Source organism: Undibacterium sp. Jales W-56 (genome assembly GCF_025548535.1).
GTDB lineage: Bacteria > Pseudomonadota > Gammaproteobacteria > Burkholderiales > Burkholderiaceae_D > Undibacterium.
The window spans coordinates 178609-191005 of the sequence record NZ_JAJLQW010000003.1; the positions used below are offsets into that span (position 1 = coordinate 178609).

The window sequence follows — 12397 nt, forward strand, 5'->3', positions numbered from 1 at the left end:
CACTGTTTGCAGTGTTGCGGCAAGATCATACTATAAACATCGCTGTTTTCTCGCTGAATTGCGAGAAATTTGATGCCACATGGAAATATTTGAGATGAAAAAAATGCCGCAATTTGCGGCATTTTTTTCACATTATCTGACTTGTTAAGGACGCGGAGTCAGCGAAACATGCAATCGCAAGCGTGAACCTGGATCGTAAGGCATGATGCTGGTGTAAGTCCGATTGTGATATTCATAGGTTACTGCATAGCCGTTGTTGCGGGTTTCCCAGCGATCGATGTTCGCGCAACGACGCACCGGCTGGCTTTCGTAAGTGGTTTGCGGACGGCCATAGTCATTATTGCCGTTGTTGTCAACGCGGTCACCCACGATCGCGCCGGTCAAGGCACCGGCGGCGGCGGCCGCAATACGACCATTGCCGCCACCGACCTGGCTACCCAGCAAACCACCGGCGATACCGCCGATGATAGAGCCGCCAGTGCTGCGTTCGCGTTGCGGTTGCTGACGTTGCACGTTTTCATATTCAGTACGGCATTCCTGATGCGGCATATTGATCTGCTCTACTTGCGGTACGACATTGATTACCCGGGCAAAATCTTCAAAATCTGCCGCACTTGCTGCGGACATGCCGGCCAGACCGAGTAAAGCTGTGGCAGCGGAGAGAATGGCTGTTTTTGTCAGAGTGATGCGCATTTTGTACCTCGTTGTATTAGTCACAGTGCTCATATAACGAGCCACGAGCAAAAAAGAAGACAGGCAAAATGTAAAAAACTGTATCAAGTATTTTCTGATGTGCAATATGATACTTGCCGCATTGGCAGTAAAGTTATAGAAAATTTCCCCACAACCTGTTTCTGATCGGATCGATGATGCAAATGCAATGGACTAGCTGGGCAACGATTGCGGCTCTGGCCGTGTATGTATGGACTGCGGCCAATGTCAGCAGAGCGCGCGCCCGTTATAAGGTCATCGCGCCTGCCGTCGATGGTCCGCCCGAGTTCTTGCGAGCCATGCGGGTGCAGATCAATACGTCGGAGCAAATCATCCTGTTTCTACCGTGTTTATGGTTGTGTACATTATGGTTCAGTGATCATACCGCTGGTATTGGCGGTGCGATATGGGTGCTGGGCCGGATCTGGTATGCGCTAACGTATTATCGCGATGCCAGCAAGCGCGCCACGGGTTTTGTACTGGCAATGACGGCATCCTTAAGCCTGCTGCTGCTCGCTGTAGTTGGCTTGTTGCGTTAAGTTTTTTCAGGAAGGTAGGGCCTGTTACCATTCGAATCGAAAACTCCTGGAATTTGTTCGCAGCTTGTTGCATCAGAACATCAACGAGCAGCCCTATCGTCCCCGTTTTCGGGTCATTCACTGTCTTCTGCAAAAATTCTCTACATCCTTGCATCCGATCCCTTGTTCCTTACGTATCCTTATTGAGAAAACGCGAATAGGGCGTTGTCTTGACTAAAAAAACCAACAAGGAAATCGACATGCTTCTCAAAAAACATCTGTTGCCAACCCTGCTGCTCGGCAGTGGCCTACTTTGTTGCCATATTGCCATTGCGCAAGAATTGAAGCCGGACATGGGCAAACTGACTGCCACTGGCGGGGTCAGTCAGCTGGAAGGCGCAGGTGGCGGCGGTCTGACGCCTTGGGCACTGATCAGCGGCTATGGCTCACGCGACAGCTATGGTGCCAATGTGCATTACACCCAGGTGAAGACGCAAGACTATGGTCTGAAAACCTACGGCGTTGCGGTCGGCATCGCAGACCGGGTGGAACTGTCGCTGGCGAAGCAAGAATTCACTGGCAGCCTGGCGCCTTTGAATGCGCTGAATATTCAGCAGGATATTCTCGGCGTCAAAGTCAAAGCCGCTGGCGACGCTGTCTACGATCAGGATAGCTGGATGCCGCAAATCGCGGTCGGCGCCATGATCAAGCGCAATAACGGTATCGGCGGACTCGGTGCCTTGGGCGTGACCAACGTCAAACAACTCGGCGCCAACGATGATCGCGGTATTGACTACTATGCGTCTGCAACCAAAATTTATCTGGAACAAAGCCTGCTCCTCAACGGCACCCTGCGCATGACTAAGGCGAATCAAATGGGTATCCTCGGTTTTGGCGGCGACAAGAAAAATAAATATGAACCGATGCTGGAGGCTTCTGCAGCGTATCTGCTCAATCGCAAACTGGTGATCGGTGCCGAATACCGGATGAAGCCGCGCAATCTCGGCGTCGATAATGAAAAAGATTATTACGACGTCTTTGTCGCATATTTCCCAAGCAAGAACTTATCACTGACCGCAGCTTACGCGACGCTGGGCGACATCACCGTATTCAACCCGGCCAATCAACGTGGCTGGTATCTATCGCTACAAGCCGGTTTCTAATTCAATCGCACTTGCGATGACGCGCATTCGCTCATCGATATGAATCTACCTACTCCAATTGCAGAAGGACCTCACCATGCGTACTAATTTCATCCGCCTTAGCCAACAAATTGCAGGCATATTCGCTGTCAGCCTCAGCCTCAGCGCTTTTGCCCAAAGCGCGCCAGACGCCATGTATCAGGAACTCGGTGCCAAAACCGGTATCAGCAAAATCGTTGAGGACTTTTTACCCATCGTGTTGGCCGACACACGTATTAATGCCGCGTTTAAAGACACCGATATGGAACGTCTGGCCTTAATGTTGACCGAACAGTTTTGCGAAGTCAGCGGCGGCCCTTGCAAATACAGCGGCAAGAGCATGACCGAAGCACACAAGGAATTGAATGTCACCAATGCCCAATTCAATGCGCTGGCAGAGGACTTGCAAATCGCCATGGAAAAAAACCATATCCCCTCATCGGTATCGAATAAATTAGTCGCGAAACTGGCACCAATGCAGCGTCCTATCGTCACTAAATAATTGCTGTACAGTGGAGGGTACGTCAAAATCCATGCGCTGCCGTTGAGCGCGACGGACTCATCCACCACTTACCTTTTTATCGGAACGCCCTCCATGCCTTCAACGCACCTACCCTCCTGGCTTAAGCTCTCCAAAGCGGGCTTGCTGGCGTGCGCACTCGCTACCTTGGGTACGGGTACATGTTCCCGGGCTTGGGCGGCAACCGTGTTTGGACTGGCTATCGATAAAAACAGCGCCGTGATGTCAGATGTCGTCATGTATGCGACCCCGATAGGTGCGCCGATGCCGACGACGGCAAAAACCGACGCCGCGATCGTGGCGCAAAGCGATATGCAATTCACGCCCTATGTCATGCCGGTCCGGGTTGGTTCGCAAGTCAAGTTCCCGAATTACGACAAGATGGAGCATCACGTTAAATCGTTCTCGCCAGCCAAAGAATTTGAAATCAAAACGTATGAAAAAGGCGTAACGCCGCCGCCGGTCTTGTTTGATAAAACCGGCATCGTGGTGGTCTACTGCTTGCTGCACAACTGGATGCGAGCCTATGTACTGGTGCTGGAAACGCCTTACTTTGCGAAGACTGATGCGAGCGGTGTCGCCAAGATAGAAAATTTGCCTGACGGTCAATATGAAATTAAAGCCTGGCACCCGAATATGGGCAGCATCAAGCCGCCGCTGGCACAAACCGTGACCATCAACAGCCAGTCTGCCCCGTTGAAATTTCAATTTGACTTTGTACCGATCCCGAGAAAGCCTGCGCAAGTAGCAAAGCAGCATGCCGGGTATTAGTACGCTTTGTACAGTATCCAGTATTTGCGCTAAATCAAGATGAGCGCGCTGTACAAATTTCACCTCTAAGCTCGTCTTCACCGCTGCATTGAGGTATCCTTGCGGGCATCGATCTCACTCATTAAATAATTCAAACAATGGCCAATTACGTCTACACCATGAATCGCGTCGGCAAAATCGTGCCGCCTAAACGCCAGATTCTGAAAGATATTTCTCTCTCGTTTTTTCCAGGCGCCAAAATCGGCGTACTCGGTTTGAACGGTTCCGGCAAATCGTCGCTGCTTAAAATCATGGCAGGTATCGATAAAGATATCCAGGGCGAAGCGGTGCCGATGCCGAATCTGAACATCGGCTACCTGCCGCAGGAGCCGCAGCTCGATCCTGAACAAACCGTGCGCGAAGCGGTGGAATCCGCGCTTGGCGAAGTGTTCGAAGCCAAAGCCAAGTTAGAACAGGTGTATGCCGCCTACGCCGAGCCGGACGCCGATTTCGATGCGCTGGCGAATGAGCAGGCGCGACTCGAAGCCATCATCTCCACCTCCGCCGGTGACAATGTTGAATTGCAATTAGAGATGGCGGCCGATGCCCTACGTCTGCCGCCTTGGGATGCCAGGATCGCCGTATTATCGGGCGGTGAAAAACGTCGCGTCGCACTGTGTAAATTGCTGCTATCCAAACCCGATATGCTGTTGCTCGATGAGCCTACCAACCATCTGGATGCAGAATCCGTCGATTGGCTGGAACAATTCCTGCTGCGCTTCCCCGGCACGGTAGTAGCGATCACGCATGATCGCTACTTCCTGGATAATGCGGCGGAGTGGATACTGGAACTGGACCGCGGCGCAGGTATTCCGTGGAAAGGCAATTACTCCTCCTGGCTGGAGCAAAAACAAGCACGCTTGAAACAGGAAGAAGCGACCGAATCCGCGCGCCAGAAAGCGCTGCAAAAAGAACTCGAATGGTCGCGCCAGAATCCCAAGGCGCGTCAGGCCAAGAGCAAGGCGCGTCTGGCGCGCTTCAATGAAATGAGCGAGCACGAATACCAGAAACGCAATGAAACGCAAGAGATTTTCATCCCGGTCGCCGAGCGCCTGGGTAATGAGGTCATCGAATTTAAAAATGTCTCCAAAGCCTTTGGCGATCGCCTGCTGATCGACAACCTGAGCTTCAAGATTCCCCCGGGCGCAATCGTCGGCATCATCGGCCCTAACGGCGCCGGCAAATCGACTTTGTTCAAAATGATCAAGGGCCTGGAACAACCGGATAGCGGCGAAGTCGTGCTGGGGCAGACCGCGAAGATATCGCTGGTCGATCAATCGCGCGAAGACTTGGGCAATACCAAAACCGTCTTTGAAGATGTCGCCAATGGCGCTGATATTTTGAGCGTAGGACGTTTTGAAATGCCGTCGCGCGCCTACCTCGGGCGCTTCAACTTCAAAGGCGGCGACCAGCAGAAGATCGTCGGCAATTTGTCCGGCGGTGAGCGTGGCCGCCTGCATCTGGCCAAGACCCTGCTGCAAGGCGGCAATGTCTTGCTGCTGGATGAACCATCGAACGATCTGGACGTAGAGACCTTGCGCGCGCTGGAAGATGCCTTACTCGAATTCGCCGGCAGCGTGATGGTGATCTCGCACGATCGCTGGTTCCTCGATCGGATTGCGACGCACATTCTGGCATTTGAAGGTAATTCGCAAGTCAGCTTCTTTGACGGCAACTACCAGGAGTATGAGGCAGACAAGAAAAAACGCCTGGGTGAAGAAGGGGCGAAACCTAAACGCATACGTTATAAGCCTTTAACGACCTGATTAGCGTCATTAGTTTCGGTTCGCTGCAATATACTTTGCAGCGGACGATCAGCAAAATAAAACAGCCGATCAAGGCTGTTTTATTTTGTGCTTTTTTATGTGTCCTGGCGCTCTACGGGATCATCTTCCGAAGTCGCCATATTCCGTCATCGAACGCCCTTTATTGCATATGCCAGCCGTGGCTGACCGTAATTGATTGGCCAGTCAATGCATTGGTCGCAAAAGCGGCCAAGAATATCGCAGTTTGTGCGACATCCTGAACGGTCGTAAATTCACCGTCGACGGTTTCTTTGAGCATCACGTTTTTGATGACATCTGCTTCACTGATGCCTAATTCTTTGGCTTGCTCCGGAATCTGTTTATCCACCAATGGAGTGCGCACAAATCCCGGGCAAATTACATTGGCACGGATATTATTTTTCGCGCCTTCTTTCGCGACGACTTTTGCCAGCCCAACCAAGCCATGTTTTGCCGCTACATAAGGCGCTTTCAATGGCGATGCTTCGTGCGAATGAACTGAACCCATATAAATGACCGACCCGCCTTTGCCGCTGGCGATCATCGCACGCATGCAGGCACGGGTCGTCAGGAAGGCACCATCGAGATGGATGGCGATCAGTTTTTTCCAGTTATCCAAACTCAGGTCGACGATAGGACTGATGATCTGTATGCCGGCATTGCTGATCAATACATCCACGCTGCCATAGGCGGCCACCGCATCGGCCACACCTTGATCGACTTGCGCTTCATCCGTGACGTTCATGGCGACGGCCATTGCCGTGCCGCCAGCCTGTTCGATTTCTTTGGCGGTCGCGCTCGCTGCTTCCAAGGCCATATCGGCGATCACAATCTTCGCGCCTTGCTTGGCGTATTCCATCGCGATTTCTTTACCGATACCGCTGGCAGCACCAGTGATGAGAGCGACTTTGTCTTTCAGTAACATGAGATTTCCCTTATTTAGATGGTTGCAAATAGTCGTATGCGACAGTGCCGTAAGGCAGCGTCAGGTCGGCCAGAATGTGGACAGCGGATAGTACTTCCAACACTGGCAACGCTGCCACTGGCGCCAATGCGTGCGGACTCAGCTCCAGAGCGCCGGGGCCGCCCCAGGCACCTTTGATGACGATGTCGGTCAGGCTGTATTGCACCAGTTCACAGATGCGTGAAGTGCCGTCAACGTGAGGAATGATTTTAAGCAAAAAGTTGGGGGCCGCCATGGATTTTTTGACCGCCTCGGCATCGAGCTTGGTATGTTTGAAACCCATGGTACCCGTCGCTACCCGGACATCGCTGTAATCGAGTGTGCCAACCAGCGTGTCCTTATGCACTCTTAATTCGGGTTCGCCTAATTTTTTGGGAAAACCCCACAACTCGCGCCCGGCAGCAATTGGCGGATGATCGTTGAGGTACATCGTGTGTACATACGCACCGGCGACACCATCCAAAGTGACAGGTATCACTTGCCCGGATTCGCAATAATGCCCGAATCCGGTGGAGTCGGGCATGTTGATAAATTCAAATTTCACCACCGCCTCTGTCATTTTTAGCGGTGCCGGAATAATCTTTTCCAGTAATTCGGGATCGGTACGATAGGTAATGATTAGAAATTCGCGATCGGTAAATCGATAAGGTCCTTGCGGATACGCAGAATTAACATAGGGCATGGCGAATGCGTTACGACGAATTTCATCTTCTGTCATGGTACAGCACCTTATTTAGTTAAAAATTTATGCACATTAAGTAGATAGAATATTAACTGACATACAGGGTTTGAAGGGGCTTTTACATTGACCAGCGCCGATTAAGTATCGACGGTAAGAGATTGCTATCGTCGCTTTGGCGAAACATTGAAGGAGGACTTACGCAAAAACCTCACCGCCGAGACACGGGACACCGAGAAAAGCAAGGGGAACTGCTTGCATGGCATGTGGCTATCAGAACGAAGCCGCAATCCGGGTGCGGCTGTTGGCACGAAATGCCTCGGAAAGCCGCATCCAGATTGCGGGTTCAATGTGAGCGGTGGTAAACAGCTTGCCGTTTTGCGTAAGTCCTATTAAGGTCAACATACACTTTGCAGATCTCGCTTCATTATTGCCGAATGGCAAGTGAGTGTGTGCCATAATGAAGTAGAAAAATTGTTGTACCTCCTAATTTTCATTCAAGTGCCAGTATCGTTGGAAGCGTCCGCTTGATAGGTGAAAGGCTGCATATATGTCTTCTTTTTCCAAAGGTTTACCCGTCCTGTTCGTGGCTATGTTGTCGGCCTGCGGCGGCGGCAATTCCGGTACAACGCCCACCCCTGCTTTACCGCCACCGCCTCCGCCGCCCGTCAGCGTACAAATTACCGACGCCGCAGCAATTCGTTTTCTGGAACAGGCGACATTCGGTCCGAAACCCGATGATATTGCCCACTTAAAATCGATAGGATATGACGCCTGGCTGACCGAACAATTTGCAGCGACACCCAGCAATTATCCTGATGCGACTGACGCCACCAGGCTTGATTTTGTCCAATCGATTTTCTTTCGGAATGCGCTGACGGCACCCGATCAGCTGCGGCAACGCTTGGCCTTCGCGCTAGGGCAAATTTTTGTGGTCAGCGATCAAAAAGTCGACAGTCGCGTCGGCATTGTCAATTTTCAGCGAATACTATTATCGGACGCGTTTGGCGGCTATAGCCAACTCCTAAAGGACGTTACCCTGTCGCCGGCGATGGGGACATACCTCGATATGGTCAATAATACCAAGGCGGATGCCGCGCTCGGCTCCAGCCCCAACGAAAATTACGCACGCGAAATTATGCAGCTTTTTTCAATTGGTGTGATCAAGCTACAAGCTGATGGCACGCCGCTCCTGGATGCCAACGGTAAATTGGTGCCGACCTATACCCAGGACAATATCGAGGGCATGGCCCGCGTATTCACCGGCTGGACCTATCCCACCAAGGCGGGCAAGGTGTCGCAATTATTTAATGACAGCTACTATGTCGGCATGATGGAATCGCATGAAGATTTCCACGAGACGGGAACCAAACAACTGCTCGACGCTTTGCAGCCTGCGGGTCAGGGTGCGCCAAAGGATCTGGATGCCGGGATTGACAGTATTGCGCGGCATAACAATGTTGGACCATTTATCGGTACGCGCCTCATTCAATCATTGGTAAAAAGCAATCCAAGTCCAGCTTACGTACAACGCGTATCGGCGGCATTTGCCAACAACGGGCAAGGAATCCGGGGCGACATGAAAGCCGTTGTACGTGCCATACTTTTAGATCCCGAGGCGCGCGCCGGGGATGCTCAAGCCGCGGTATCGACCGATGGAAAATTACGTGAACCGGTACTGTATATGACCCGTTTGCTGCGTGCTTTTAATACCCGCAGCGATGGCATAGGCATACAAAATTATTCCCAGTTGATGCGACAGGACGTCTTCAATGCGCCCTCCGTCTTTAACTTCTACCCGCCGTCGTATAAGCCGCAAGGCTACGCCATCGGTGGACCGGAATTCAAAATTGTGAATGCCCCGACGATCTCGGCGCGCCTTAATTTTTTGTTTGATTTGACGAATCGCGGCTTGCCGACGACCACCCAGCCTGATTTCAGCGATTTGATTGCCGTTGCCAACGATAGCAATGCCTTAATCAACTTACTCGATACCAGGCTAATGCATGGAACCGCGCCGCGATCGCTGAAGGCGTCTGTGACGCAAGCCCTGTCATCCGTTGGTAACGATGCTAATCAACGTGCCATGCTGGCCTTGTACCTGTTTGCCGCCAGCCCTGCATTCACTATTCAGAGGTAATTATGGATCGCCGGAATTTTCTGAAATTAGGTGCCTTCTCCGCTCTTGCGGGAGCGGGTTTCGGCTCTTTAATGGCGCGCGCGGCCGGCACCGATTACAAGGCGGCAGTATGCGTCTTTCTCGCAGGCGGCTGTGATTCTAATAATCTGCTGATACCCAACGATGACAGCGGTTATGCAAGCTATTTATCGGCACGTCAGAGGATCGCAATACCGCGGCCACAGTTGCTGCCGGTGTTGCCCATTTCAGGCGGAGCCTACGGCTTTCACCCCGCAATGACCGGGTTGCAAGGACTATTCAATCAAGGCAAGCTGGCCTTGCTTGCTAATGTCGGTACCTTGATTCGTCCGACTACCAAAGCACAGGCAAATTTAGGTAGTTGGCCATTACCCGACAATCTGTTGTCTCATATCGACCAGCAAAATCAATGGTCCATGTTAAATCCCGCCTTACCGTCCGTCTTGACAGGATGGGGCGGGCGCATGGCAGATGTTTTACAGTCAAAAAATACTGGGGCACGCTTCCCCACAGTAGTCTCTGCGGCGGGTAGCAATCTGTTTTGTGACGGTGCGATATCAGCATCGACGGCCGTCGATCCCACAGGAGCCAATGGATTTACCGGAGTCACGAATTCTGCTGCTGACAATATACGCCTGACCGCACTTACCCAAATCCTCAAGGACAATGCAGACTTACAATTAGAAACCGCGTATGCCGGAACGCTGTCTTCGACCATCGCGCAAGCCGATATCGTCGGCAGCGCGTTTAACGTCAGCTTGAGCACACCATTTCCCCAGACCGATATAGGCCAACAGTTGTATCGAATCGCGCAACTGATTGCCAGCCGCAATACTTTCGGCTTATCGCGGCAAGTATTTTATGTAGAAATGGGAGGATTCGATACACACGCCGGTCAGTTGGAAACGCAGCAAAATTTACTCTCCGATCTGTCGCAAGCCTTGACCGCATTTTATGCCGCGACCACTGAGCTGGGATTAGCTCAGAATGTGGTGACCTTCACGCACTCCGAATTTTCCCGTACATTCAAACCCGCCGGTGACAATAGCGCAGGCACTGACCATGCGTGGGGAGGGCATAGTATGATTTTAGGCGGTGCAGTCAAGGGAAAGGATATTTACGGTACTTTCCCGCAATTAACCTTGGCCGGTCCTGACGATATCAGCGATGAGGGACGCTGGATACCAACCACCTCAGTCGACCAATATGCCGCAACCATTGCCTCATGGATGGGGGTGGCGGACATTGACCTGCCCGCCGTTCTGCCGAATCTTGCAAATTTTCCACAAAAAGTTTTGCGATTTCTATAGCAATGCGCACGATCCATTAACCATAGCATCAGATCGCTCAACAAGAACCATGCTTAAGATTGGTTTTTTTGTGGTCCTTCATAGGCTTGATCGACCTCGGTAAATCGCGTCTGTACCCGTAATTTTGAGCATAGTTATCATCCTCGCTTCCTAAGCTGTCACCAAGGCACGGCGCTGGTCCGTCATGCCACTCAATGCCAGTCGACACAGCCGGTACTCGCGTTTGAAATCACTTTCTTTGACTTCATCCAGGCACCAGATTCCATCGTGTCACTGGCTACCCCCCCAGTGAATCTATCGACCTTGTTTGCCTTGTAAACCATCGATTGATGGGTCTGCCGGATTATTTCAAGGCGACCAAGCAGTGTCACCAATATCCGCTAAGTTTCCTGATTGGCAATTAAAATCATGTCAAGTTGTCGGAAAAATTTACACTTCACATTTATTATTTACCCGCAATCAAGATAAGTGCCTGAAAGAAAACATCTTTTCATCTCGGGCATTGTTTTTGCATTAAGCATTTTCGCGTACAACGCAAATTATACAGATAACAAGCTAGTCTTAAATATCGACCATATCGAACGACCAATCTCAGGGAGAGGCAATGTTACGTCAGAAGAATTTTTTTAATAAAGTAGTGGGAGTGACACTGATCGCGAGCGCTTTTTTCGCGTCACAAACCCAAGCATCTCCAATCGTTGGAGGCATCTTGACACCGGCAATTACTGCCGGGGCATTGCCTGACACACCGGCAGCGCACATTGATGCCAACACACCGAGCTCACCGTTTTCCGGTGTGGTCAGCATCAATATCCGTTATGACGGAAAATCTTACATTTGCTCCGGTGCCTTGGTTGGCAAACGTTCTGTCGTGTCCGCCGGTCACTGCGTGGATACCGATGGCAATGGCCATATCGTTGATCTCACCAAACCGGGCAATGACGTCCGCGTGGTTTTCAACAGCAATGGCAATGTGAATGCATTGGTCACGGCATCCGCAGTCTCTATGAATCCTCATTATGACGGTTTCGGTAATTGTCCGGCAGGCGTCAGTGCGTTCTGCGTCAACGATGATATTTCCGTAATTACGCTTTCTCAAGACGCACCTGCCAGCGCAAAAATCTATCGCATGAGCTCAAACCCCGTGACTTCCGGCACGCACATCGTGATGGCTGGTTACGGCACCTCTGGCGACGGTATCAATGGCTACACGGTATCGCCTAGTTTCACCAAAAAACGTAGCGGCGAAAACTACATGGACTTGTTTGATGGCGATGACGAGCAAGGCTTTGCGGGGCCAAACGAAGTGTATTATGCGGACTTTGACGGCGTAGATGCAAAGGGTGTACTGCAGGATACTTTTTGCAAGCTATATGGCGTGTGCTCACCCATACTGCCCAACAATAGAGAGTCTGGTATCGGTGGTGGTGATTCCGGCGGACCTTCTTTTGTGATCGATCCAAATACCGGCGAATACATCTTGGTTGCGAACAATACCTTCAGCGGGACCTTTACAGGCCAGACTCCAGGTACTTTCGGCACTTACTTCGGCGGCATCTTGCTGGCCAGCTATACCGACTATCTGACCGCAGCGACTGGTGGCGCAATACAAATTGTTCCGGAACCAGGCAGTATTGCAATCTTGGGACTGGGTCTGGGTATGTTGCTGATGATTCGCCGTCGCTCGAACGTATAATTCTCCTGATCTGAAAAAAAGCGACCTGACCTGGGTCGCTTTTTTTATGTTCGTTGCAGATGCATC

General features: G+C 51.4%; 11 protein-coding genes. 8 read left to right on the forward strand and 3 right to left on the reverse strand.

The window, feature by feature from the left end; translation table 11 throughout:
- Nucleotides 1-144: 144 nt before the first annotated feature.
- Entirely contained in the window at nt 145-693 is a 549-nt protein-coding gene (locus LPB67_RS10005) for a glycine zipper 2TM domain-containing protein (protein ID WP_262837019.1), read from the reverse strand.
- Between the two features lie 176 nt (nt 694-869).
- On the opposite strand from LPB67_RS10005, the gene LPB67_RS10010 reads away from it, so the two are divergent.
- The 5 genes from LPB67_RS10010 (at nt 870) to ettA (ending at nt 5506) form a co-directional block, all read left to right on the forward strand.
- Complete coding sequence (locus LPB67_RS10010) at nt 870-1250, forward strand: MAPEG family protein (protein WP_262837020.1); 381 nt, start codon at nt 870-872, stop codon at nt 1248-1250.
- A gap of 332 nt (nt 1251-1582) precedes the next feature.
- The gene (locus tag LPB67_RS10015; RefSeq protein ID WP_262837414.1) at nt 1583-2392 is read left to right on the forward strand and encodes a DUF3034 family protein; all 810 of its coding nucleotides are present in this window, start codon (nt 1583-1585) and stop codon (nt 2390-2392) included.
- Between the two features lie 76 nt (nt 2393-2468).
- Nucleotides 2469-2912 (forward strand): group I truncated hemoglobin, encoded by a 444-nt coding sequence (locus LPB67_RS10020; protein ID WP_262837024.1) that lies wholly within the window; start codon nt 2469-2471, stop codon nt 2910-2912.
- A gap of 93 nt (nt 2913-3005) precedes the next feature.
- Complete coding sequence (locus tag LPB67_RS10025) at nt 3006-3701, forward strand: methylamine utilization protein (RefSeq protein WP_262837025.1); 696 nt, start codon at nt 3006-3008, stop codon at nt 3699-3701.
- A 137-nt stretch (nt 3702-3838) separates the two neighbouring features.
- A complete protein-coding gene (gene ettA, locus LPB67_RS10030) occupies nt 3839-5506 on the forward strand; it encodes an energy-dependent translational throttle protein EttA (RefSeq protein WP_262837026.1) in 1668 nt (555 codons plus the stop codon).
- A gap of 160 nt (nt 5507-5666) precedes the next feature.
- Here the strand turns inward: ettA and LPB67_RS10035 are convergent, their stop codons facing one another.
- Together LPB67_RS10035 and LPB67_RS10040 are read right to left on the reverse strand one after the other, a co-directional pair.
- Nucleotides 5667-6449 carry a 3-hydroxybutyrate dehydrogenase gene (locus tag LPB67_RS10035; RefSeq protein ID WP_262837029.1) on the reverse strand — a complete coding sequence of 261 codons (783 nt, stop codon included), beginning with the start codon at nt 6447-6449 and terminating at the stop codon, nt 5667-5669.
- A gap of 10 nt (nt 6450-6459) precedes the next feature.
- A complete protein-coding gene (locus LPB67_RS10040; protein WP_262837030.1) occupies nt 6460-7206 on the reverse strand; it encodes an acetoacetate decarboxylase in 747 nt (248 codons plus the stop codon).
- Between the two features lie 511 nt (nt 7207-7717).
- Between LPB67_RS10040 and LPB67_RS10045 the strand changes: the two genes are divergently transcribed.
- From LPB67_RS10045 to LPB67_RS10055, 3 genes are all read left to right on the forward strand, one after another.
- Nucleotides 7718-9307: a DUF1800 family protein gene (locus LPB67_RS10045; RefSeq protein ID WP_262837031.1), complete on the forward strand. Its 1590-nt coding sequence runs from the start codon at nt 7718-7720 to the stop codon at nt 9305-9307.
- Nucleotides 9308-9309: 2 nt separating this feature from the next.
- Nucleotides 9310-10635: a DUF1501 domain-containing protein gene (locus tag LPB67_RS10050; protein WP_262837032.1), complete on the forward strand. Its 1326-nt coding sequence runs from the start codon at nt 9310-9312 to the stop codon at nt 10633-10635.
- A 604-nt stretch (nt 10636-11239) separates the two neighbouring features.
- The gene (locus LPB67_RS10055) at nt 11240-12331 is read left to right on the forward strand and encodes a trypsin-like serine protease (protein ID WP_262837033.1); all 1092 of its coding nucleotides are present in this window, start codon (nt 11240-11242) and stop codon (nt 12329-12331) included.
- Nucleotides 12332-12397 lie beyond the last annotated feature (66 nt).